At 60.3% G+C, this 22,751-nt stretch carries 19 protein-coding genes and 1 pseudogene; 11 read left to right on the top strand and 9 right to left on the bottom strand.

Going from position 1 to position 22,751, the window contains the following annotated elements:
- Nucleotides 1-21 precede the first annotated feature (21 nt).
- The 4 genes from ASD03_RS20865 to ASD03_RS20850 form a co-directional block, all read right to left on the bottom strand.
- Nucleotides 22-1,299, bottom strand: coding sequence for a TRAP transporter large permease subunit (locus ASD03_RS20865; RefSeq protein WP_057216011.1), 1,278 nt, complete (start codon nt 1,297-1,299; stop codon nt 22-24).
- Complete coding sequence (locus ASD03_RS20860) at nt 1,299-1,832, bottom strand: TRAP transporter small permease (protein ID WP_057216008.1); 534 nt, start codon at nt 1,830-1,832, stop codon at nt 1,299-1,301. The genes ASD03_RS20865 and ASD03_RS20860 overlap by 1 nt, the downstream gene beginning before the upstream one ends.
- Nucleotides 1,833-1,851: 19 nt before the next feature.
- Complete coding sequence (locus tag ASD03_RS20855; protein WP_162250529.1) at nt 1,852-3,012, bottom strand: fumarylacetoacetate hydrolase family protein; 1,161 nt, start codon at nt 3,010-3,012, stop codon at nt 1,852-1,854.
- Between the two features lie 197 nt (nt 3,013-3,209).
- Entirely contained in the window at nt 3,210-3,926 is a 717-nt protein-coding gene (locus ASD03_RS20850) for a FadR/GntR family transcriptional regulator (RefSeq protein WP_057216003.1), read from the bottom strand.
- A 324-nt stretch (nt 3,927-4,250) separates the two neighbouring features.
- On the opposite strand from ASD03_RS20850, the gene denD reads away from it, so the two are divergent.
- From denD to ASD03_RS20835, 3 genes are read left to right on the top strand one after another with little or no spacing between them, the layout of a single operon-like run.
- A complete protein-coding gene (denD, locus tag ASD03_RS20845) occupies nt 4,251-5,237 on the top strand; it encodes a D-erythronate dehydrogenase (protein ID WP_057216000.1) in 987 nt (328 codons plus the stop codon).
- The gene (locus ASD03_RS20840) at nt 5,234-6,145 is read left to right on the top strand and encodes an NAD(P)-dependent oxidoreductase (protein WP_057215997.1); all 912 of its coding nucleotides are present in this window, start codon (nt 5,234-5,236) and stop codon (nt 6,143-6,145) included. The genes denD and ASD03_RS20840 overlap by 4 nt, the downstream gene beginning before the upstream one ends.
- The gene (locus ASD03_RS20835) at nt 6,142-7,926 is read left to right on the top strand and encodes an IlvD/Edd family dehydratase (protein ID WP_057215994.1); all 1,785 of its coding nucleotides are present in this window, start codon (nt 6,142-6,144) and stop codon (nt 7,924-7,926) included. Before ASD03_RS20840 ends, ASD03_RS20835 begins: the two co-directional genes overlap by 4 nt.
- Nucleotides 7,927-8,027: 101 nt before the next feature.
- On the opposite strand, the gene ASD03_RS20830 is transcribed toward ASD03_RS20835, so the two are convergent.
- From ASD03_RS20830 to ASD03_RS20810, 5 genes are read right to left on the bottom strand one after another with little or no spacing between them, the layout of a single operon-like run.
- Nucleotides 8,028-8,615: a DJ-1/PfpI family protein gene (locus ASD03_RS20830; RefSeq protein ID WP_057215991.1), complete on the bottom strand. Its 588-nt coding sequence runs from the start codon at nt 8,613-8,615 to the stop codon at nt 8,028-8,030.
- Nucleotides 8,616-8,675: 60 nt separating this feature from the next.
- A complete protein-coding gene (locus tag ASD03_RS20825; protein ID WP_082555481.1) occupies nt 8,676-9,641 on the bottom strand; it encodes a substrate-binding domain-containing protein in 966 nt (321 codons plus the stop codon).
- Between the two features lie 29 nt (nt 9,642-9,670).
- Nucleotides 9,671-10,666, bottom strand: a complete 996-nt coding sequence (locus ASD03_RS20820; protein WP_057215988.1) for an ABC transporter permease — start codon at nt 10,664-10,666, stop codon at nt 9,671-9,673.
- Nucleotides 10,632-12,224, bottom strand: coding sequence for a sugar ABC transporter ATP-binding protein (locus tag ASD03_RS20815; protein ID WP_057215984.1), 1,593 nt, complete (start codon nt 12,222-12,224; stop codon nt 10,632-10,634). The genes ASD03_RS20820 and ASD03_RS20815 overlap by 35 nt, the downstream gene beginning before the upstream one ends.
- On the bottom strand, nt 12,221-12,913 hold the full coding sequence (locus ASD03_RS20810; RefSeq protein WP_057215981.1) for a GntR family transcriptional regulator: 693 nt from the start codon (nt 12,911-12,913) through the stop codon (nt 12,221-12,223). Before ASD03_RS20810 ends, ASD03_RS20815 begins: the two co-directional genes overlap by 4 nt.
- A gap of 94 nt (nt 12,914-13,007) precedes the next feature.
- Here ASD03_RS20810 and ASD03_RS20805 point away from each other — a divergent pair, with 94 nt between their 5' ends.
- From ASD03_RS20805 to ASD03_RS20770, 8 genes and pseudogenes are all read left to right on the top strand, one after another.
- On the top strand, nt 13,008-14,012 hold the full coding sequence (locus ASD03_RS20805; protein ID WP_057215978.1) for an Ldh family oxidoreductase: 1,005 nt from the start codon (nt 13,008-13,010) through the stop codon (nt 14,010-14,012).
- Nucleotides 14,013-14,033: 21 nt separating this feature from the next.
- The gene (locus tag ASD03_RS20800; RefSeq protein ID WP_057215976.1) at nt 14,034-15,233 is read left to right on the top strand and encodes an iron-containing alcohol dehydrogenase; all 1,200 of its coding nucleotides are present in this window, start codon (nt 14,034-14,036) and stop codon (nt 15,231-15,233) included.
- Between the two features lie 14 nt (nt 15,234-15,247).
- Nucleotides 15,248-16,711 (top strand): NAD-dependent succinate-semialdehyde dehydrogenase, encoded by a 1,464-nt coding sequence (locus ASD03_RS20795; RefSeq protein WP_057215974.1) that lies wholly within the window; start codon nt 15,248-15,250, stop codon nt 16,709-16,711.
- A gap of 15 nt (nt 16,712-16,726) precedes the next feature.
- On the top strand, nt 16,727-17,566 hold the full coding sequence (locus ASD03_RS20790) for an alpha/beta hydrolase (protein WP_057215971.1): 840 nt from the start codon (nt 16,727-16,729) through the stop codon (nt 17,564-17,566).
- Between the two features lie 77 nt (nt 17,567-17,643).
- Nucleotides 17,644-17,763, top strand: a pseudogene (locus tag ASD03_RS40685) (aldo/keto reductase); the annotation flags it as partial.
- Nucleotides 17,764-18,035: 272 nt separating this feature from the next.
- The gene (locus tag ASD03_RS20780) at nt 18,036-18,506 is read left to right on the top strand and encodes a hypothetical protein (protein WP_082557372.1); all 471 of its coding nucleotides are present in this window, start codon (nt 18,036-18,038) and stop codon (nt 18,504-18,506) included.
- Nucleotides 18,507-18,709: 203 nt separating this feature from the next.
- Nucleotides 18,710-20,053: a hypothetical protein gene (locus tag ASD03_RS20775; protein ID WP_244494677.1), complete on the top strand. Its 1,344-nt coding sequence runs from the start codon at nt 18,710-18,712 to the stop codon at nt 20,051-20,053.
- Complete coding sequence (locus ASD03_RS20770) at nt 20,053-22,464, top strand: ATP-binding protein (protein ID WP_057215963.1); 2,412 nt, start codon at nt 20,053-20,055, stop codon at nt 22,462-22,464. Before ASD03_RS20775 ends, ASD03_RS20770 begins: the two co-directional genes overlap by 1 nt.
- The last annotated feature ends 287 nt before the right edge of the window (nt 22,465-22,751 follow it).

The raw sequence follows: 22,751 nt of genomic DNA, 5'->3' as shown, positions 1-22,751 counted from the left end.
AACAGAAGTGGCTTTCCGACCTCAGTGCAGCCAGCGAGCCGGTACGATAACCAGGTCCGGAAACAGGACCAGGAGCAGAAGTACGAGCGTTTGGGCCAGTAGGAACGGCCAGACACCTACCGTTACCTTGCCCAAGGGAACGCGGCCGACGCCACTGACAACGTTGAGAACGACGCCGACAGGCGGGGTCAGAAGGCCAATGCAGTTGTTCATGATGAACAGGACGCCGAAATAAACCGGATCGATGCCTGCCTGCTTGATGATCGGCATCAGGACCGGCGTCAGGATCAGGATGGTCGGCGTCAGGTCCAAGGCCGTCCCGACGATCAGCACCAGGATCATGATAACGAACATCAACAAGGTCGGACGATCGATCAACGGTTCGATGAGGCCGGTAATTTCCGCGGGGATGTTGGCGGCGGTGATCAACCAGGCGGAAACGAGCGCTGCGCAGACCAGGAACATGATGACGGAGGTCGTCTTGGCCGCCTGGAGGATAACCCGTGGAAGCTCCCTCGGCGCGAGCTCCCGGTAGATTACCATGCCGACGAACAGCGCATAGGCCGCGGCGATCACGGCAGCTTCCGTCGGCGTCACAACGCCCGCCTTGATGCCGCCAAGGATGATGACAGGCATTCCGAGAGCCCACAGAGCGCGACCGGTCACCCGAAGTTGCTCCGCACCCGACGCACGCGGCAACGGCTGGACATTGTCTTTGCGCACGACAATCAGCCATGTCACGACCAAGGCAAGTCCCATCATCAGGCCCGGTACGATACCGGCCATGAAGAGCTGCGTGATCGAGACGTTGGCAGCAACACCGAAAACGATGAAAGCCATCGACGGCGGGATGACTGGCGCGATGACGCCACCTGCGGCAATGAGGCCGGCCGAGCGCGGTACGTTATAGCCTGCCTTGGCCATCATCGGGATGAGAATGGCCGCAAGCGCAGCAGTATCGGCCGCCGCCGAACCGGAAATGCTGGCCATGATCAGGGCCGCGACGATCGCGACGATGCCCAGGCCCCCGCGGATATGTCCCACGCAGGCAATGGCGAAATCGATAATGCGCCGCGACAGGCCGCCGGCATTCATCAGCTCTCCGGCCAGAATGAAGAACGGGATGGCGAGCAGCGTGAACGTATCGGCGCCGGCAATCATGTTCTGCGCGATGATCTGGGTATTGAACATTCCCATGTACCACATGAGAACGACACCGCAGAACATCAGCGAGAATGCGACCGGCACCCCGATTGCCATGGCGCCAATCAGTGAAGCGACGAAAACGAAAAGCGTCATCAGGTCCGCTCCGCCATCTGTTCGATCGTGAGATTCTCGCCCGCAAACGCTTCAATTTCCTCCTGCGTTACCCGACCGGTGAGCAGGCGGAAAAGGCGCTCCAGCGCGATGACCGCGCAACAGAAGCCGGTGAAGAAGCCACTGCCGTAGACGAAACCCATGGAGAGGCCGGTCACCGGGGCCTTCATGCTCCAGTTGATCGGCAGTTGCTTCCAGGTGCCCCAGAAAAAAATGGCCGAGCAGGCGATGATCATCAGATTGCTCAGGATCATGCAAAGGATGCGACCCTTGCGGCCGAGCAGAGCAACGAGGGTTTCCACGCCGAGATGCCCATGCTCCCGAAACGTCACGACGGCGCCGATGAAGGTCAGCCAGATGAAAAAGTAGCGTGCGAGCTCGTCCGAGACCGTTAGGCCGGAATTGATCGCATACCGCAGGATGACGTTCACGAAGACCATGATCGCCATTCCCGAAAGAAGGACGATCAGCAGGAATTCGAGAGCCTTGTAAAAGTGGTCGACTACCTTTTGCACGCTTTCCTTCCAGTCTGCGTTACAACAGGCCGCGCTTGGCCAGGTTTCTCATCAGCGCACCGAGGCCGAAGGTCCATTCGGGGCAAGCGTCACTGCGATCGACCCAGTTCACCAGACGGCCAAGTAGGGGTGTCGAAATTTCCACCCGGTCGCCGATTTCATGCGTAAATCCCTGGCCCGCCCCGCGCCGGTCCTTCACGGGGGCGAACATGGTGCCGAGGAAAAGTACGGCGCCATCGGGATATTGATGATTGCGATTGAGCAACTGGCGGGCAAGGTGGGAGGGCTTGCGGCTTATCGCTTCCATCGGGCTCTCGCCCGTCATCCGGAAACCGTCCTGTCCCTCGACGGACAAGGCAACGCGGACCTTCCCGAGTTCCTCCAGCGTGAACTTGTCATCGAAGACGCGAATGAAAGGGCCGATCGAACACGATGCGTTGTTGTCCTTCGCCTTGCCGAGCAACAGCGCCGAACGCCCTTCGACATCGCGAAGGTTGACATCGTTGCCGAGCGTGGCGCCGACGATTTCGCCGGAAGACCGCAGGACCAGGACCACTTCCGGCTCGGGATTGTTCCACTCCGAGATCGGATGAATGCCGACCAGCGAACCGCAGCCGACCGCCGACATGGGTTGCGACTTGGTGAAGATTTCGGCATCCGGCCCGATGCCCACCTCAAGGTACTGCGACCATAGGTTCATCTCCTGCAGAAGTTCCTTCACCCGTGCAGCCTGCTCGGAACCGGCGACGACACCACGAAGGCTGCCCCCCAGAACCGGCGCCAAACGCTTGCGGATATCGGACGCCCGAGACGCATCTCCCTTTGCCTGCTCTTCGATCACACGTTCGAGCATGCTGTCGGCAAACGTAACCCCGGCCGCCTTGATCGCCTGCAGATCGATTGGAGCCAGCAATTGGCCAGCCTGGCCCGACAGGAAATCATCGATCGAGCCGAGATCGGGAAGCTCACCCGACGCATGCAGCTTGCAAGCGAAATCCTCAAGCTCAAGAAGCTGGGAAACGGTTGCGGAAACCGACGACACGTCCAGAACCCGCTCGCCGCGGACCGCGACGGGGCAAGGGCCGTCAGCCGAATTCGACCAGACGCGGCCAACAAGCAGCGCATCTGTGGCATCTGCAGGTAAAATATCCGCAGCTCGAAGTGTTCTGGTCGAACTCAAGCAAAACCTCCTCACATCCACGACACGATGGCCTCCCGCCATCTTGCCAGATTGTCAGGATGTCTGACAATAGTGGACCTGCTTTGTAGTCATACTCCCTTGCGCTGTCTAGCGCCGAAAATCATACCCGGACAAACGGCGCCTTGGGGAAGGTGGCACTCTCCGCAAAAACGGCAAGCGGCCAGCGCCGGAAGATTTCAGCCCGTTTCAAGGGTCAGATCCAGCCGACTGGCAGCAGCGAGCAGATGCCGCTTCATCGCTTCGCGCGCGCGTTTCGGGTCGCGGCTGGCAATCGCGTCGCGGATCGCCACATGCTCGGCAATCGTCAGTTCCACAATCTCCTCAAGAACCGCCGCGGCCCGCGCAGCGTTGATGGCAAGACTGATACGCTCCGCTATGAAGCCGACGAACAAAGCGAAATATTCATTGCCGGTCGAAGCCGCGATGACACGATGAAAGATTAGGTCAGCAACGATCCCTTGATCCGTCCATTTGTCCGCCCCCATCATGCTTGCCAAAGCCTCGTCGAGCTTAGCCAGATCACTATCGACATGATGAGTTGCCGCAAGGCCGGCGGCTTCGATTTCCAGCGGCATGCGCAACTGAAACAGATCCCGGAAGCTCGCGCGGTCATAAAGATCATCCTGCTCGATGCGGATCGACTGGCGCGCCTTGATCTCGGTTGCGAAGGCGCCGACGCCTTGTCTGGTCTCAACAAGACCCTCGTTGCGCAACTGAGCAATCGCCTCGCGCACCACCGAGCGGCTGACGCCGAAACTGCTGGCGAGAAAGTGTTCGGTCGGCAGCTTGCTTCCCGGCGGAATACGGCCGTCCGTGATCTCGCGCGCAATCTGGGCGGCAATTCGCGCCGGAAGATGCTCATTGCGCCTGATCTGTCCAAAATCCAGTGACATGCCTTTTCGCCTCAAAAAATTGCTGCCTATGAATGCCGCTCGAAATCCAGTTGGCAACCCGGATTCATCACGCCTAGCGGATCGACAGCCTTTTTCAATGCCGCAACCAATCCCCGTCTGACCGGAGCGATACACATCTCTCATAGTCTGTTTCTTCAGACGTCCAATACCGTGCTCGGCACTGATCGAGCCGTGATGGCGCCGCAATTAAATATTCTGCTTTCTAACGAATGATATAAGGTTATCAGACAACCTTACAACAGAATATATACGATGCCGTCGTATTACCTCGGATCGGCGTGCAGAAAACGGGAGGAAGAACAGGTGCACATTTTCATTATTGGCGCCGCCGGCATGGTCGGGCGCAAGCTCGCGCAGAGCCTGGCCAAAGACGGCACGCTGGACAACCGGCCGATCGAAAGCATGACACTCGTCGATGTCGTCACGCCAGAGCCGCCACTGGGCTTCGCCGGCAAGGTGACGTTGGAAACGGCAGACCTCTCGGCTCCGGGCGAAGCGGCGCGGCTCGTCGCCGGACGCCCTGACGTCATCTTTCATCTCGCCGCCATCGTGTCGGGAGAAGCCGAACTCGACTTCGACAAGGGGTATCGCATCAATCTCGACGGCACGCGTTTCCTGTTCGACGCGATCCGCCTTGCCAATGGCGAGGATGGCTACAAGCCCCGCGTCGTGTTCACCTCCTCGATTGCCGTGTTCGGCGCGCCCCTGCCCTATCCAATCCCTGACGAATTCCATACCACACCGCTGACCAGCTACGGCACGCAGAAAGCGATCTGCGAGCTGTTGATTTCGGACTATTCCAGACGTGGCTTCTTCGAAGGCATCGGAATTCGCCTGCCGACCATCTGCATTCGTCCCGGAATGCCTAACAAGGCGGCTTCCGGCTTCTTTTCGAACATCCTGCGCGAGCCCCTCATCGGGCAGGAAGCCGTTCTGCCCGTGCCGGAAGAAGTGCGCCACTGGCATGCATCGCCCCGCTCCGCCGTCGGCTTTCTCAGCCACGGCGCGACGATCGACGTCGAGAAGTTGGGCCCCCGGCGCAACCTGTCCATGCCCGGGGTCAGCGCGACTGTCGGGGAGCAGATCGAGGCGCTGCGCCGCGTCGCCGGCGAAAAGGCAGTGGCGCTGATCCGGCGGGAGCCTGATGAGGTGATCATGCGCATGTGCGCCGGCTGGGCGCCGGGATTTGAGGCGAAGCGGGCAACTGCGCTCGGTTTTACCGCCGAAAAATCCTTCGACGACATCATCAGGGTTCATATCGAAGACGAACTTGGAGGCAGTCTGCAATGACAACCGGAACGGGACAAAAGGGGCGAGGCATCGCCTTTCTCGGAACCGGCCTCATGGGCGCACCGATGGTGCGCCGCCTCTTGAGCGCTGAGTATGCCGTCACGGTCTGGAACCGCGATCGCTCCAAGGCGGAGGCTTTGGCTGCGCAAGGCGCCGTCGTCGCGACCACAGCCGCCGATGCCGCGCGCGATGCCGATGTCGTCTTCACCATGCTGAGCGACGGCAGCGCGGTCGGCAATGTCCTGATCGACCAGGGCGTGGCGGAGGTGCTCAAGGCCGGCGCCGTTGTCATCGACACGTCGTCAATCGCGCCGCCGGTCGCGCGCGCGCATGCCGAAATGCTGGCCAGGCGGCAGGTGCATCACGTCGATGCCCCGGTTTCCGGCGGTACGGTCGGTGCTGAAGCGGGAACGCTTGCGATCATGGCCGGAGGCGACGGCGCCGTCATCGAGCGGCTGCACGACATATTCGCGCCCCTCGGCCGCGTCACCCATGTCGGCCCCTCTGGCGCCGGCCAGATCTGCAAGCTTGCCAATCAGCAGATCGTCGCCATCACCATCGGCGCCGTTGCGGAGGCGATGATGCTGGTTAAGGCCGGTGGTGCGGATCGCGGCAAATTCCGTGATGCGATCCGGGGCGGGTTTGCCGAAAGCCGCATCCTGGAGCTTCACGGCAAGCGGATGGTGGATCGAGCCTTCCAGCCGGGAGGGTCGTCGCGGTTGCAACTGAAGGATCTCGATGCCGTCGCGGCAATGTCGGACGTGTACTCGCTCGACCTGCCGTTGACCTCCATGATACGTGACGCGTTCCGCGCTTTCGTCGCCGATGGGCACGGAGAGACCGATCATAGCGGCCTGCTGCTGCATCTCGAAAAGATCAACGGCCACGAGGGGGAGAAGGTCCGGTGAGCAAAGACCAGAAGGAAAATCACCGGCTGCGTTCGCAGGACTGGTTCGACAACCCGGATCATCTCGACCTGACCGCGCTCTACCTCGAGCGGTTCATGAACTATGGCACGACACCGGAGGAACTGCGCAGCGGCAAGCCGATCATCGGTATCGCCCAGTCGGGCAGCGACCTGAACCCTTGCAACCGCCACCACCTCGACCTCGCCAAACGGCTGCGAGACGGCATTCGCGACGCCGGCGGCATTCCCATCGAGTTTCCAACCCACCCGCTGTTTGAAAACTGCAAGCGCCCGACCGCGGCACTCGATCGCAATCTCGCCTATCTCGGGCTGGTCGAAATCCTCTACGGCTATCCGCTGGACGGGGTCGTCCTGACGACCGGCTGCGACAAGACCACGCCATCGGCGCTCATGGCAGCCTCGACCGTCGATATTCCAGCGATCGTTTTCTCCGGTGGCCCGATGCTGGACGGCCACCATGATGGGGACCTGGTCGGCTCCGGCACAGTGATCTGGCGCTCGCGCCGCAAGTACGCCGCCGGCGAAATTGACCGCGAACAGTTTCTCGAGGCTGCGCTGAGTTCGGCGCCGTCTATCGGCCACTGTAACACGATGGGCACCGCATCCACGATGAACGCCATGGCCGAGGCGCTCGGCATGTCGCTGACCGGTTGCGCGGCCATTCCGGCCGCCTATCGCGAACGCGGCCAGATGGCCTATCGCACCGGCCGCCGCGCGGTCGAACTGGTACTGCAGGACATTCGTCCGTCGGATATTCTGACACGCGCCGCCTTCCTCAACGCAATCAGGGTGAATTCGGCGATCGGCGGATCGACCAATGCCCAACCGCATCTGATGGCGATGGCCAAGCATGCCGGCGTCGACCTCAGCCCAGACGACTGGCAGGTTCACGGCTTCGATATCCCCCTGCTCGCCAACGTCCAGCCGGCGGGCGCCTATCTCGGCGAGCGGTTCCATCGCGCCGGTGGCGTGCCTGCGATCATGTGGGAACTGCTTCAGGCGGGTAAGCTGGACGGGGAGTGTCCGACAGTCACCGGCAGGACGATGGCCGGGAACCTGGAAGGGCGTCAGTCCGATGACCGTGAGGTGATCAGGCCCTATGCGGACCCGCTTCGCGAACGCGCCGGCTTCCTGGTGCTGAAGGGTAACCTGTTCGACTTTGCCATCATGAAGATGAGCGTCGTATCGGAGGATTTTCGCCGGCGTTACCTGAGCGATCCCGGCCATGAGGGCGTGTTCGAGGGCAAGGCAGTGGTGTTCGATGGATCCGAGGACTATCACAGACGGATCAACGATCCGTCGCTCGCGATCGATGAGCGTTCGATCCTGGTGATCCGCGGCGCTGGCCCGCTCGGCTGGCCCGGCTCGGCCGAAGTCGTCAACATGCAGCCGCCCGACCACCTGCTGAAGCGCGGCATCATGAGCCTCCCGACGATTGGCGATGGCCGGCAATCAGGAACTGCGGACAGCCCGTCGATCCTCAATGCCTCGCCGGAAAGTGCGGCGGGCGGCGGGCTTGCCTACGTCCGGACCGGCGATGTCATTCGGATCGATTTCAATGCGGGCCGATGCGACATGCTGGTCGATGACGCGGAAATCAAGCGGAGGCACAGCGATGGCATCCCGCACGTTCCGGCCGACGCCACCCCCTGGCAGATGCTTTACCGCCAGACAGTGACGCAATTGGCCGACGGCGCCACCATCAGACATGCGGACACGTTCCGCCAGATCGCTAAGGTGCCACCCCGGCATAATCATTGAACGCAAATAAACGATCGTTGCCCCGAGGTGATCAAGATAACGCCTTTTGAACACCAGCCCGCCCCGAAGAAGACGGGGCGGACGGTTCACGCTTTCCCGTTTCAGGTATGCGTGATTTTTGTTCCGAGCACGTTGAGGCACTCTCGCATGAAAGCGGCAAGCCCCGTCCAGCCCTTGGCCGACACCATGTTGCCGTCGACATAAGCCTCCGTGGGCTTGACGTCGATATAGGTGCCGCCAACGGCCGTAACTTCCGGCTCGCAGGCACCGAGGCCCGCGACCTTGCGGCCCTTCAAGACACCTGGCACTGCCATCAGGATCTGCACGCCATGGCAGATCGTGAAGATCGGCTTGCCGGTCTCATGGAAATGGCGGACCATGTCCTGGATGCGCTTGTCCGTGCGGATGTATTCCGGTCCGCGGCCACCCGCCGCGTAGACGGCATCATATTCCTCGACGCGCACTTCGGAGAATGTCATGTTGATGTCGGCATAATGGCCGAGTTTTTCCGTGTAGGTCTGATCGCCCTCGAAATCATGCAGCGATGTCTTGATGCGATCGCCGGCCTTCTTGTCGGGACATATGACGTGGACCGTATGGCCCACAGCTTCCATCCCCTGCTGGAATACAAAGATCTCATATTCCTCGGTGAACTCGCCGGTCAGCATGAGGATTTTCTTGCCGCTCATAATGTATCTCCTGTTGGAATTGAATGATCGGCGCCCGGAGTGGCCGGGCGCCGTTACGTATCAGAAGGGGGAATCCGGGAAGTAGAACTGGTCGGCATTTTCCGGCGTGATCAGCGGCGCACCGAGCAGGAACGACCCGCGCACCGGAGCCTGCCCGGTGAACTGCGCGGCCGTCATGTACATCGCAGACTTGATCATCGACGGCGGATAAGGCGTCGAGATCGGCGTGCGCTCGTTCTTCTCCTTCACCATCTCGATAACCTGCTTCATTCCGTTGCCGCCGAGCGCGTATTTGATGTCCTTGCGACCGGCATTATCGACTGCTTCGAGCACGCCGAGCAGCATGTCATCGTCGTTGGCCCAGACGGCGTCGATCTTGGGATATTTGGCGAGATAATCCTGCATCAGCTTGAAGGCTTCGTCCTGGTTCCAGTTGGCATACTGGATATCGAGGATCTTGATGTTCGACTTGGCGACGACATCGGAGAAACCCTTGATGCGTTCGTCATCGATGACCGTGGGAATGCCGCGAAGCACGACGACCTGGCCCTCGCCTCCAAGCTTGTCCACGAGCCAATGCGCCGTGTTGGCGCCGACGGCGATATTGTCGCCGGCGACATAAAGATCCTGAACGCTCGGATCGGTCAGGCCGCGATCGACCACGGAAATGAAAGTGCCGTTCTGCTTGATCTGTTCGACAGGCCCCGTCAGTTCCTCAGAGGTAAACGGCAGGATCACGAGGGCGTCGAGTTTGCGGCTCGCAGCCAAATCTTCGAGCGCAGACACCTGTGCGGTTGCCGAGGATGCCGTGGACAGAACGACGTCAATGTTCGGAAACGCAGCCTCCAGCTCCTTTTCCGCCTGCTCGGCGTGATAAACGACGCCTCCGGTCCATCCATGCGTGGCTGCCGGAATGGAGACGGCGATCGTCACCTTGTCTTCGGCCTGCGCGCTGCCGAGTGGCAGAACGAGGGCCAATGCTGCGGTCGATAACAAAAGACCGGCTTTCTGGATCATCGACTTCATTTTCTCCTCCTTTGAAGTCAGTGCGATTTTCAGCGGTTGGCGGTAAAGCGGTGCGCCAGCATGGCGATGATGATGATCGCGCCCTGGACGGCGGCAACGAGGTATTCAGAGACCATGTCCGAAAGGACCATGACGTTGGCGATGACCTCGAGAATGAGTGCGCCGGCGACGGTGCCACCAATGCGCCCGCGTCCGCCACGCAGAAGGGTTCCGCCAATGACGACGGCAGTAATGACCTGCAATTCCCAGAGCTGACCGGTCGTCGGCGTCGCCGCGCCAAGGCGCGGCACATAACAGATGGCCGCAACGGCGACGCAGATGCCCTGAATGACGTAGGCGAGGGTCCGCACAGCGGCGACGTTGACGCCAGAGAAGCGGGCGACTTCGACATTGGATCCCGCAGAGGTCAGCCGGCGGCCGAACTTGGTCTTGTACAGCAGGAACGCACCCAGCATGACCACGACGAAGGTTATCAGGACGGGATAGGGTATGCCGAAAAGGCTGCCGAAATAGACCGGTCGGTATGCCTCCCGCAGGGCCCGGTCGATCGGCAGGGACCCGCCATCGGTCATGAAGGTGATGAAAGCCCGGAAAATGCCCATCGTGCCGAGCGTGACGATGAAGGGTTCGATTTTCCCGATCGTGACGATGAGCCCGTTGAACAGACCGCACAGAGCCCCGACCACGAGAGCAAGCGCTGCTCCCATCGGAATGGCCCAGGCACCGAATGAAGGGGCCAGATAGTTCATCACCATGATCATGATGCCGGTGACGAAGGCCATCATCGAGCCGACCGAAAGATCGAGGCCGCCGGACGCGATGACGAAGGTCGCTCCGACAGCGATGATCGCAATGAAGGCGCTGCGGGTCACGACGTTGATCAGGTTTGCGGAGGCGACAAAGTTGGAGTTTACCAACGCGCCCAGCAACACGATCACCGCAAGCGCGATGAAGGGCGCAAAGTCCGCCCAGCGGATGCGGCCTCCTTCGTCAGAGGGTATGATTGTTGCGGTTGCTGCGGTCATTTTCGTCCTCCCCGACGTCGTCGCGCCCGCCGACCGTGGCGGCGTAGACGATGTTTTTCTCATTGATTTCAGCGCCGTTCAGTTCGGCGGCGATCCTGCCTCCCCGCATCACGAGGACGCGATCGGCGAGCCCCACCAGTTCCGGCATTTCCGACGAGATGACGATGCAGGCCTTGCCCGCTCGCACCATGGCGTCGATGAAGTCGTAGATCTGGCTCTTGTTGCCGATATCGATGCCGCGCGTCGGCTCATCGATGATCACCACCGAAGGTTCCGCCAGCATGACCTTGGCAAGCAGCAGTTTCTGCTGGTTGCCGCCGGAAAGCTTTCCGGCGTCAAGCCGAAGGGAACGGACACGGATATCGTAATCGGCGACCACTTTCTCCAGCCGGGAGCGCTCCTCCCGCTTATCGAGCACGCCACCTGGATTGACCGTATCAAGAGCCTGAAGCGTCAGGTTTGGGCCAAGCTTCTCCTCCAGAAGCAGGCCCTTCCCCTTTCGGTCCTCTGTCAGATAGACGAGACCGGCCTCCATCATCGTGCGCACCGATCGGTGTTTGATGTCCTTGCCGTTGAGCACGACGCTGCGGGCATGCGAGGGGCGAAGACCCATCAACCCTTCGATCAGTTCGGTCCGCCCCGCGCCGATCATGCCGCCGATACCGAGCACCTCACCCGGCCGGACGCTGAAGCTGGCACTCTCGGCACCATGATCGACCGCCAGATCCATTACCGAAAGGATAGGCGCTGCTTCTGCGGGCGGGCGTTTATGGGGATAAAGCATCTCCAGTTCGCGACCGACCATGAGCTCGGCCATTTCACGCTGGCTGAGACCGGCGGCAGGCCAGGTGCCGATCATACGACCGTCACGCAGGACGGTTATGCGGTCGGCAAGCGTCTGCACCTCATCAAGACGATGGGAAATATAAAGGACTGCCACGCCGTGATCGCGCAGCATCCTGACGATATCGAGAAGTGCCGCAACTTCGTCATTCGCCAGAACCGCCGTCGGCTCGTCAAAGATGACGACCTTTCGATCGTCGAGAAGCGCACGCGCGATCTGCACCAGCTGGCGCTGGGCAAGCGGCAGATTTCCTGCACGATCACGCGGGCGCGCCGTCGAGCCGACCCGCGCGAGAAGTTCCGCGGTACGCCGGTTCATGGCCCGGTCATCCACCATCAGGCCCCGGCCGATTTCCCGACCCAGAAACAGGTTTTCCGCTACCGTAAGGTCCGGGGCAAGCAGGATTTCCTGATGCACCAGCACGATGCCGGCGTCTTCCGCTTCCACGGCGTTTCGAAATTCCGTCGGCTCGCCATCCATCAGCAACCGACCGTCCGTCGGCGCGACGTATCCGGACAGCAACTTCATCAGCGTCGATTTGCCGGCGCCGTTTTCACCGATGATGGCATGAACCTCTCCCGCACGGACATCGAGCGCCACATCCGACAGGACGGTAATGGGGCCGTACGCCTTACCCAGGCAATCGGCCCGGAGAACCGCGACCGCCGAACTTTCCGGCGGGGCCAGGGGTTGAGGGGAAAGGACCGCGTTCATTCGAAGGCCGACAGCAGCCGATCACGCGAGCGCTCGATATGGATGCGCATGGCATCGAAAGCAGCCTGTGGATCTCCTGATCGTAAAGCGATGAGCAGGTTCTCGTGCTCCTCGAGCGCCTCCTGTGTCACGCGCGTATGAAACATCAGCCGGAAGATATGGAGATGCACATGCTGGTTCGAAAGCGTGTTCCGGATCACATCGTTTCCGGCAATCTTGAGGATTGCATCGTGAAAATGCGCATCCGCCCGAGCAAAGCGTGAATATCGCGTGTTGCGATCGACGGGCGTACCGCCATTGCCCATGTCTGCCGCAGAATTTTCAAGCTGCTGCAAAGCCTCAGGAGTCATATTGATTGCCGCAAGCCTGGCACCCTCCGGCTCGACCAGAAGTCGGAAAGCATAGAGATCCTGGAATTGCTTTTTCGTCCATTGAGGTGCTGCGCTATAGCCGACAAGATGCTCCTTACGCACAAGACCTTCGCGCTCCAGACGACTGAGAGCCTCACGGATCGGCGTCTGTGATACACCGATTTCCCGAGCAAGAACGTCTATCGGTATGCGGGCGCCGGGCGTGATCTCCAGGGACATGAGGCGGTGATAGATGTTGTCATAGACCCCCTCGACCACGCTGCTCGGACGCAGGCTCGTCCCTTTGATTTCTCGTTCCGCTGCAAATGCCACCTTCAATCTCCGGCTTGCTTCTTGACACGCCGACATTTGTTGCAAATAAGATATCGTATGTCAAATACAATATCGTATATGATCCGATATAGGATTTAAAATGAGGATATCACTTGAACGGCTTCGACGACTGGCGACCGCTCTTCTGGAAGCAAGAGGAGCGTCGCCTGCCAATGCTCACCTCCAGGCCGATCTCCTGCTGGAAGCCGAATTGCGAGGTTTGCCGTCGCATGGCCTTCAGCGATTGCCCCTGCTTCTCTCCCGGTTGGAAAAGGGGCTCGCCGACGGGCGCACATATGGAACGGGGACATGGCGCAGACGGTCTTTTCTCAGCATCGACGGCGAGCGCGGCCTTGGACCGGTCGTCATGATGCGTGCAATGGATACGATCCGGCCGGTCTTGAGCGAGACGGGGATCGCCATCGCTGCGATCCGCGACGCCAACCATATGGGTATGCTGGCCTATTACGCAGAGGCTGCAGCAAGGAGCGGCCTGATCGGCATCGTCATGTCGACCAGTGAGGCCCTGGTTCATCCCTTCGGCGGAACCCAGGCCCTGTTGGGCACCAATCCCGTCGCCATAGGCATTCCCGCCAGCGATCGCCCCTTTGTGCTGGACCTTGCGACAAGCATCGTCTCGATGGGGAAAATCAACAACCACGCGATGCGCGGTGCGCCTATTCCATCAGACTGGGCGGTGGATGCGCAAGGTTTCCCGACCACGGATCCACACGCGGCCAAGTCGGGGGCAATCGCCCCGTTCGGCGGCGCCAAAGGGTACGGCCTCGGTCTTGCGATCGAACTTCTCGTTGCCGCGCTTGCCGGCTCCGATCTCGCGCCCGATGTGCACGGGACGCTCGACGATATCCATGCTGCCAACAAGGGTGACCTTCTCATTCTCATCGATGCGGCATCCGGACACGGGAACGCCCGCTCGCTTGCAGCCTATCTCGACCACCTGCGCCGATCCCCGGCATCCGACCCCGAAAAACCGGTTGCGGTACCGGGCGATGGCGCACGCAGGCGCCGCATCGCGGCGGAGAACGCAGGGATAGAGCTGCCGCAACAACTTTTGGAAAGTCTTTTGGCGCTCGAGGCCGCCTGAACCATCGGAGGAGATGTGGAAATGAACCTTTTCGGCACACTGAGGGCGCCGCGCGAACTGCTCTTCGGCTCGGGACAACGGCATGCTCTCGGGAATATTGCCGCCCGGCTGGGCCGGCGCGCGCTGATCGTCACCGATATGCGCCTTTCCGCGGATGCCGATTTTCTCGCGCTCGTCCAGCAGCTCGAAGATGCCGGCATCGCGGTCATGATCGACAGTTCCACTCTGCCGGATGTACCGGTCGACTCCGCGGCAAAAAGCGCAGAGGGCGCCCGCAACTTCGCTCCGGACTTCGTTATTGGCGTCGGTGGCGGCTCGTGCTTAGACATGGCCAAATGCGTGGCTCTGCTCCTGACCCATGGCGGGCGACCGCAGGATTATTACGGGGAACATACCGTTCCGGGCCCCGTGATGCCTCTCATAGCAATTCCGACCACCGCTGGAACGGGCTCCGAAGTCACGCCCGTCGCCGTGCTTTCCGACGCCGAGCGGAGCCTGAAGGTCGGCATTTCCAGCCCTCACCTCATTCCGACCGTATCCATATGCGATCCGGACCTCACCCTCACCTGCCCACCTTCCCTGACGGCAATTGCGGGGTCGGACGCTTTGACCCATGCGCTGGAAGCCTTCACCGCAATTCGCCGAGAGCCCGTGCCCGGCATCGCGCAACAGCGTGTCTTTGTCGGCAAGAACGAAATGTCCGACCATTTTGCGCTGCGTGCCATCTCCTTGCTCTGGCAGGGTTTGGAGGCTGCCTGCAAGGACGGCACGGATCGAGCCGCGCGCGAAAAGGTCATGCTCGGCGCCACGCTGGCAGGACTTGCCTTCGGTGTGGCCGGAACCGCAGCGGCCCATGCCATACAGTATCCCGTCGGCGCGCTCACCCATACCGCGCACGGCCTCGGGGTTGCCTGCCTCATGCCTTACGTCATGACATGGAACGCGCCGGTCATCCAGGACGAGCTTGGGACCATAGCCCAGGCGGCGGGTCTTAAAGGGCCGGACGATGTCGTTCCCGCCCTCATTTCCCTTTTCGCGCACATAGGGATTCCCTCGACGCTCCGTGAACTTGGGCTTGAAGAGAGCCGGATCGGCTGGGTTGCCGAGCAAAGCATCGGCATTGCCCGCCTCGTCCAGAACAATCCGCGGCCCCTGAACCTCGACGACATGCAGAACCTCATCGCCGCCGCCTATCATGGCGACCGGTCGCGCCTGAACTGAAAAGGATTTTCATCATGACGTTTCATGCCAAGATCGACGGATATGCCAATCCTGCTCTTCATGCGGAAGGCCTTTACATCGGCGGCACATGGAGAAAGGGCGGCGGAATAGCCGTCATGGACCCATCCACAGGCGAAAAACTGGCAGAAGTCGCGGATGCTTCTGTTGAAGATGCGCTGCAAGCCGTTGATGCGGCGCATGCCGCTGCCGCCGCATGGCGCGCCACGCCAGCCCGCCAACGCTCGGAAATCCTCCGGCGCTGGTTCCAGCTCATGACGCAACACGCCGAAGAGCTTGCCACGCTCATCGCACTGGAAAACGGCAAGGCGCTGCCTGACGCGCGCGGTGAAGTCGCTTACGCCGCCGAATTCTTTCGCTGGTATGCGGAAGAAGCGACGCGTATTCCTGGCGAATATCGCCATACGCCCTCAGGTTCGCATCATATCATTGTCGATCACGAACCGATCGGTATCGCAGTCCTGATCACGCCCTGGAACTTCCCGGCCGCCATGGCGACCCGAAAGATTGGTCCGGCTCTTGCGGCAGGCTGCACGGTCATTCTGAAACCGGCCTCTGAAACGCCGCTGACGGCCTATGCCATGGCACGCCTTGGCGAAGAGGCCGGCGTGCCGGCGGGTGTCGTCAACGTTCTGACGACAAGCAATCCGGGCGCGGTGACCAACGCCATGCTGGCGGACCCCCGCGTGCGCAAACTGTCCTTTACCGGCTCGACCGGCGTCGGCCGGACGCTACTTGCCGAAGCTTCGAAATCCGTGGTCAGTTGCTCGATGGAACTCGGCGGCAATGCACCCTTCATCATCTTCGACGACGCAGACCTGGAGGCTGCTCTGGACGGCGCGATGATCGCAAAGATGCGCAACGCTGGCGAGGCCTGCACCGCCGCCAACCGTTTCTATGTCCAGGCCGGCATCCACGATGCCTTCGTCGGCCGCCTCACGGCGCGCATGGCCGCGCTGACGATCGGTCCGGGCTACGATCCCGCAACCCAGTGCGGCCCGATGATCACCACCAATGCCGTGCGCAAGATCGACAGGCTGGTCACGGACGCCATTGCGTCCGGCGCACGCGCGACGACCGGCGGCAAGCCGCTTTCGGAAAACGGCTATTTCTATCCGCCAACCGTTCTCGAAAACGTGCCTGCAGACGCCGCAATCGCGCGTGAGGAGATCTTTGGTCCGGTCGCGCCGGTCTATAAATTCGTTACCGAAGACGAAGCTGTTCAACTGGCGAACAACACCGAATACGGCCTTGCCGCCTACGTCTACACCCAGGATCTGAAACGGGCGATGAAGGTCGGCAAACGGCTTGAGACAGGCATGCTCGGGATCAATAGGGGACTGATGTCCGATCCGGCCGCACCCTTTGGCGGCGTCAAACAGAGTGGTCTTGGCCGTGAGGGCGGCGTCACCGGCATTCTGGAGTTTATGGAGGCAAAGTACTACGCAGTAGACTACTGAAACTGGAGGAGCCCGATGACGTCACAAGATCTCTACCGAATTCGCGATTTCGTACCCGATTTCGACACTATCGCTGCCGAATTTACAGAACGCAGCCGGCAGCTCTCAGCCAGGTCCAAACTGATTGCCGATATCCGGTATGGCGCGCGTGACAGGGAGGTCCTGGACGTCATCCTGCCCGACAACGTCAAGGCTGGCGCTCCACTGCATGTCTTCGTTCATGGCGGCTACTGGCGATCCGGTGAGAAGGAAAACTATCGCTTGGTCGCCGCTCCCGTCCTTGAAGCCGGGGGTATCGCCGCTATCGTCGAATATGACCTGATGCCCGGTCAACGCCTGCATGTCTTGGTGAATCAGGTGCGGGGGTCGGTGCTCTGGCTTCAGAAACATGCGACTAACTTTGGCGCAGACCCTCACAAGATGACCGTTAGCGGCCACTCGGCGGGCGCGCATCTTGCTTCCTTTCTAGCCGCGATAGCCCCGGGAGAAACGGAACGCCCTGACCTGCCCGTTCTGCAGGAGATGTTGCTGGTGAGCGGCATATACGATCTGTCTGAGATTCCCGATAGTTTCCTGCGCGATGAAGCTAGGATGACCCCGGCGGAGGCCGCCGCATGGTCCCCTCTGACGGCAAACCAGTTGCCTTCGCCCCGGCGGATAATCGCATTTGGCGCGGAAGAGACGTCCCCGTTTCATGAACAGGCACTGGCGCTGAGCAAGAAGCTGAGCATAGATGACCGTGCCGTGAAACTAATGTCGGTGCCATGTCTCAACCATATGAGCGTCGTCCTGGATCTTGCAGACCCTTTCGGCCGCCTCGGAGGTTTGGTCGTCGAGATGATCTCGCGCGGCTGACAGGGGCTGCTAGTCATTCGGACTGCAGGTGCCGCGTCTTAAAAGCGAGCTCAATGGTGCAATCCATACTCAATATTGAAACGTTCGAAGCACTCCATGACATCGTCAAGGCCGACAAAGTCCGCTATCTCGGCGCGTCCTTGATGCATGCCTGGGAACTCTCGAAAGCGCTGCACCTGCAGAAGGCGAACGGCTGGGCGCACTTCGACCGGGCATCAGAGGCTTTCTATGGTTTGGGGTTCAATCAACCGCCTGTAACCGGCGGAACGACTCGCAACCGTTAGCCGCCGCGGTCGGTTCAAATTTCTTACGCCCGCCGCTCGATAACAACGTAGCTTTCGGGCTTCATAAAACTGCAATCGAACGCCGCCATAGCTCTATCGAATTCCGATTATCGCTTTGCGAGGCTGCAGCGGCAGGAACATGATCGTCGCAGGTCGCGGCCATCCGGTGACGAGGGCGCTCCGTCATGACGACGTCGAGCGCCCTCTGTGTGTCCAACGACAGGTTTCCAATGCCAGAAAAGTCGCTCGTCATCTTCCTGCACGGCACGGGCGCGTCCGGAGCACAAGCTCATGCCACTGGCGTCGTCATGGCGGTCTGGGCTGCCGGCAGCGCGCTTCGCGGCGCCGGACGCGCGTATTCACACCGGTATGGTCATCAATGGTTCTCAACGGAAGGAAATCCGCTCGATCCTGCCCCGACCCTCGCAGCCCGTAATGCCTTGGACTCGATCATCGGCGACGTCGTGGGGCGCGAACGCTCCGAGGACACGCATGACCGGGTCGCGTTCGTTGGCGTTTCCCAGGGGGCCATCGTTGCCCTGGACGCCGTGGCATCGGGACGTCGTTCGCCGGGCTTCCCGGTCATCGGCCAGTACTTTCGGTGTACGAGGTCATTTGCCAACCCCTCCCCGAATCAGAGGATTCGAAGCGACTGACGCCAGCAGGGGGAAATTCAGAAGCTTCGATCGGATATCCGTCAAGATTTCTTGGGTACATTCCGGATAGCTGACTTCTGTCAGTCGCCCTCGACGCCGTCCATTGCACCATGGTGTAACTCGTCCGACGTTCTTCCAACAGAGATCAGAGCCAATACCTTAGTATAGTGTGCTTGGTGCAAGTTTGCGATAAACTCAGCCTGATGGTGGATGCCACCCATGCTTCCAAGTCACCGCACGCGGGGCGCATCCCACCAACTGTGCTGAAATTACTTCGAAAAGGTTTATCTGGGGACGATACGGCCAGAATTGACGGAAAAATGAACTGGGGCGGTCTACAAAGTCATCAGACTATCCGCTGGGCGGTCGCCTACGGCTTGTTCGGCGCGCCCCGCTCAGGAGCGTCGATAGCCTTCGCCTTGGCAGCACTCTCGATCACGGGCAACCCCGCCAGTGGGGCAACGGCGCTCGCGGCCATGACAACCGCGCAACTTGTCGGAGCCTTGCCAATTGCCCGGTTGGGGCGGGGTGCGAACTCAATCGCATTCTTCAAGGCTCTCATCTTTATTCGGACGGTAGCACTGTTCGCTTGCGCTACTGCATGTGGAGTGGGTGCGCCGTACGCGGTTTTCATCGCTGCGGCAGTGGCCGCCGGCCTCGTGCAAGGTGCGGCCTTCGGCTATCTGCGTGACAGCGCAAACTATCTTGTTGTGCAGTCACAGATGACAAGGGCCCTTGCCTTGGCAGCTTTTGCATCGGACCTCACCTTCCTCGTCACCCCGATTTTGGCAGCCAGTCTTGGATCGGTGTCCGCATCCTTCTCGATAGCTGTAATCGCGATACTCGGCGCGGTGCCTGCAATGATCTTGCCGTCCGCAAATGGCAATGTGGAGCCGCAAGCGGTGGAAACCCGAACAAGATCGCTCACGCCTGAAGTCCTTCTCTGGCTCGGATGCGCCTGTGCCAGTTCCGCCGCGATCAGCGGCATCGAAGTTGGCGCGGTCTCGCTTGCGATGGGGTTCGACCTGCAAGCAGGGTACGGCGCGATATTCACTGGAACCCTGTGTGCGGCGTCGCTTGTCGGATCAGTGGGAAACGGCCTGCTCAACAAAGCCTACTCGAAACAGCATGTCGCGGCGATGTTCCTCTCGATCATTATCGGCATAGCGCTGATACTTCAGAATTCCTTCGGTTTATCGATACTCGGCTGCGCGCTTGTCGGGATATGCGCCCCCTCGCTCGGCATCCACTACTCATTGCAGCTCAACAGACTGGTGACGCCAGAGATGAGGGCTGAGGTTTTCTCCGTGCTGAAAATTTCGACTTCATTGGGAACTATCCTAGCCTCGGCGACGCTCGGTTGGACTTCTGTCACGTTTGCCCTGACCGCTTCGATATGGATGCTCGCTTGCGCGCTGGCCGCAATTCTCTCGAAGGACTTCATCATTGGGCGACGGTTGACCGAGACGCGCCTCAGTGGCGGCGCCGAACTAGCGACGGCCCCTGCCCTGACTGCGGGGCGACGAAGTGAACGGAACGACCGTTGATGTCAATGTCACTTGACGAGGACGCAATCACGTATGGGTCCAACGACGGCCAAGGAATCTTGAACAGCCTTCCCGGCCTGGTCTGGACAACGGACGAAACAGGCGCCCTGTGCTACGCGAACTCGCGCTTCACAGAGTTCACTGGACTGATGATCGATCAGGGTGGCTCGCGGCAGTGGGCAAGCTATCTCCATCCGGACGATCATCTCCTCGTCGTTCCGGCGCAGAAGGGTGGAGCTCAACCCTTCGCTGCCCGTTTGCGGCGACGGGACGGACAATTCGAATGGTTCAATCTTTCTGCTTCGCCAATGAAAGGGTTCGGAGGGGAGACCTGTTGGCTTGCGACAGAGCGTCTTGAGAGGATCGACAACCAGGTTGGCAACGCCGATCGTGACTTTCGGAGTTTCCTAGATTCCCTGTCACTCCAGGCGCTTCTACTAACGCCTTCCCTGGAACTTGAGTTTGCAAATCAGGCAGCATTGCGGTGGTACGGCTTGTCACCAAGCGCCCACGTGCAAGACAGATCAGTCCACTTCAATCCTAGCAAACTGAAAGAAATCGCTTTTCATTTGCAGGCCGGGCAGGGCCGAAATAACTCAGCTGTCGTGTCGTATCAAGCGCTCTCTGCGGACGGAACGCTGCGCTGGCTGGAGGCACAAGTCGTACAAATTCGAATGCAGAACGGAGAGTTGGCGGGCTATTGCGTCCTTCAGACCGACGTTCAGGACAGCCGGGATTCCTCCCACCTGCTCGGGCAGGAAATGGAGATACTCGAAATGGTCGCGCGAGGCGCACCGTCGGCAAGTGTTCTTCAACGGCTCTGCGACGTTGTCGCGGATCTGGTTCCGGACCTCGTTTGCGGGTTCCTCGAGCTTTCGCTTGACCGCAAGCTCTTCCGCATGGGCGCGGCTACCAGGCTGGCAGGAGAGTTCAGGGAGATCTTCGACGGCAGGAGCGTGATTTCGGACAAGAACCCCTGCTCCACGGCCGCTCTGACAAAAAGGACTGTCGAGATCGCGAATATGGCCGAAAGCGACCAGCGCGAGACCTTGATGGGCGAGATCATGTTGGCCAACGGTCTGAATTACTGCAAGGCCATTCCCATTCTGTCCCCGTATGGGAACACGGCCGGGATACTTGCAATCCTAAGGCATCAGCAAGCAGACCTCGGACCTCGCGAGCAGCAAATAGTCGATCGAGCCAAGCACATCGCAGCTATCTCGATAGACCGGACTCGTCACGAGGAAGCTCTAGTCAGGCGAGAGACGCAGGTCGAACGGAGCCAGGCGCAGCTCGTCGCCGCTCAACGGATTAGTTCAACAGGCAGCTTTACATCTGATATCCAGCGGGATGAGAACATCTGGTCCGAAGAGTTCTATCGAATTTTTGACCTCGACCCGAAGCTAGAGCCCAGCATCGATGCGGTCAGGGAACGGATTCATCCACAAGACCTGGATCTCTTTGACTTCGAGATGAAGAGAGGGTTTGCTGGCGAGGATGCCGATTTCGTCTTCCGGATCATCAGGACAGATGGGACCCTCAGGTTCATTCGAGGACTTGCGAGGGTTACACATTACATTGGCGATCACCCAGTGTTCATGGGAACGGTACAGGACATCACCGAGATAAGACGAGCGGAAGACGCTCTGCGACGCGGCGAGGAAGCACTTGCGAAAGCCCGAGAAGAACTCGCGTATGTGTCCCGCGTGATGACAATAAGTGCTCTGACGACGTCCATAGCGCACGAGGTGAGCCAACCACTTTCGGGCATTCTCGCGAACGCCAATGCATGTGTCCGTCTTTTGGCGCTCGATCCGCCGGACATCGCCTCCGCAACAGACACTGCCCGGCGGACGATCCGAGACACGATGCGTGCGACCGAAGTTATCAAGCGACTTCGGGCTATGTTCAGTCGACAGTCTCCAGCCATGGAGAAGATCGACCTTAATGAGATAGCTCGCGAGGTCATTGCATTGTCGGCGCGAGACATGCGTGAAAAATTTATCGTCCTGGAGGTCCGGCTGGCGCCAGAGTTGCCGCCTGTCACAGGCGATCACATTCAGCTTCAGCAGGTCATTCTCAATATGGTATTGAACGGGATCGAAGCCATGGCGGAGACCGAGGAGCGGCCTCGCCGTCTGCTCGTGCGAACTGCACTGGTGAGCGAGGTTATGCTCACGTTGTCCATCTCGGATGCGGGCGTCGGAATCGCCGCTGACGCTGCGGACAAGATGTTCGAACCGTTCTTCACGACGAAGCGCCACGGGATGGGCATAGGCCTCTCCATCAGCCGCTCGATAGTTGAAAATCATGGCGGCCGAATGTGGGCGATGTCGAATGACGGACCAGGCGCAACCTTTGCCTTCTCTCTTCCGAGCCCTGGCAAGCCGACAGACCGATCGGCAACGTGAAGGGCGCGCCAGATGGCCGATACCTAAGTCTGGTTTTGCAACGGCTCGAAGATGGCTATTCTCTGATGATCGCCTCCTCCTCCTATGGCGATACGCTGATGCAGCAACAGCGCTCCCGCGTCCTCCCCTCCGCCGGAGCGTGCGGATCCTCCCGGTCCGCTGAAGGCCGTCTCCACCCGCCCGGAGGCGGCCTTCGTTCGGGCGCACGTTACCCGTGACAGCGGGCGATACCATTGTGCAATAGGATTCAAGCCTTAGGCGCGACTAGGTGGTTGCCTAGCAGCGAC

The sequence above is a fragment of the Ensifer sp. Root127 genome, from assembly GCF_001425225.1.
In the GTDB taxonomy this organism is placed as follows: Bacteria; Pseudomonadota; Alphaproteobacteria; order Rhizobiales; family Rhizobiaceae; genus Ensifer; species Ensifer canadensis.
Note: the sequence above shows the minus strand (reverse complement) of the source record. Positions and strands in the feature narration are given on the sequence as shown.

Excerpts from the sequence above, each read along its gene's own strand:
- ASD03_RS20865 (WP_057216011.1), bottom strand. The coding sequence starts at position 1,299 with ATGACGCTTTTCGTTTTCGTCGCTTCACTGATTGGCGCCATGGCAATC.
- ASD03_RS20850 (WP_057216003.1), bottom strand. The coding sequence starts at position 3,926 with ATGTCACTGGATTTTGGACAGATCAGGCGCAATGAGCATCTTCCGGCG.
- ASD03_RS20840 (WP_057215997.1), top strand. The coding sequence starts at position 5,234 with ATGACAACCGGAACGGGACAAAAGGGGCGAGGCATCGCCTTTCTCGGA.
- ASD03_RS20830 (WP_057215991.1), bottom strand. The coding sequence starts at position 8,615 with ATGAGCGGCAAGAAAATCCTCATGCTGACCGGCGAGTTCACCGAGGAA.
- ASD03_RS20825 (WP_082555481.1), bottom strand. The coding sequence starts at position 9,641 with ATGAAGTCGATGATCCAGAAAGCCGGTCTTTTGTTATCGACCGCAGCA.
- ASD03_RS20820 (WP_057215988.1), bottom strand. The coding sequence starts at position 10,666 with ATGACCGCAGCAACCGCAACAATCATACCCTCTGACGAAGGAGGCCGC.
- ASD03_RS20815 (WP_057215984.1), bottom strand. The coding sequence starts at position 12,224 with ATGAACGCGGTCCTTTCCCCTCAACCCCTGGCCCCGCCGGAAAGTTCG.
- ASD03_RS20805 (WP_057215978.1), top strand. The coding sequence starts at position 13,008 with ATGAGGATATCACTTGAACGGCTTCGACGACTGGCGACCGCTCTTCTG.
- ASD03_RS20800 (WP_057215976.1), top strand. The coding sequence starts at position 14,034 with ATGAACCTTTTCGGCACACTGAGGGCGCCGCGCGAACTGCTCTTCGGC.
- ASD03_RS20795 (WP_057215974.1), top strand. The coding sequence starts at position 15,248 with ATGACGTTTCATGCCAAGATCGACGGATATGCCAATCCTGCTCTTCAT.
- ASD03_RS20790 (WP_057215971.1), top strand. The coding sequence starts at position 16,727 with ATGACGTCACAAGATCTCTACCGAATTCGCGATTTCGTACCCGATTTC.
- ASD03_RS20780 (WP_082557372.1), top strand. The coding sequence starts at position 18,036 with ATGACGACGTCGAGCGCCCTCTGTGTGTCCAACGACAGGTTTCCAATG.
- ASD03_RS20775 (WP_244494677.1), top strand. The coding sequence starts at position 18,710 with ATGGTGGATGCCACCCATGCTTCCAAGTCACCGCACGCGGGGCGCATC.
- ASD03_RS20770 (WP_057215963.1), top strand. The coding sequence starts at position 20,053 with ATGTCAATGTCACTTGACGAGGACGCAATCACGTATGGGTCCAACGAC.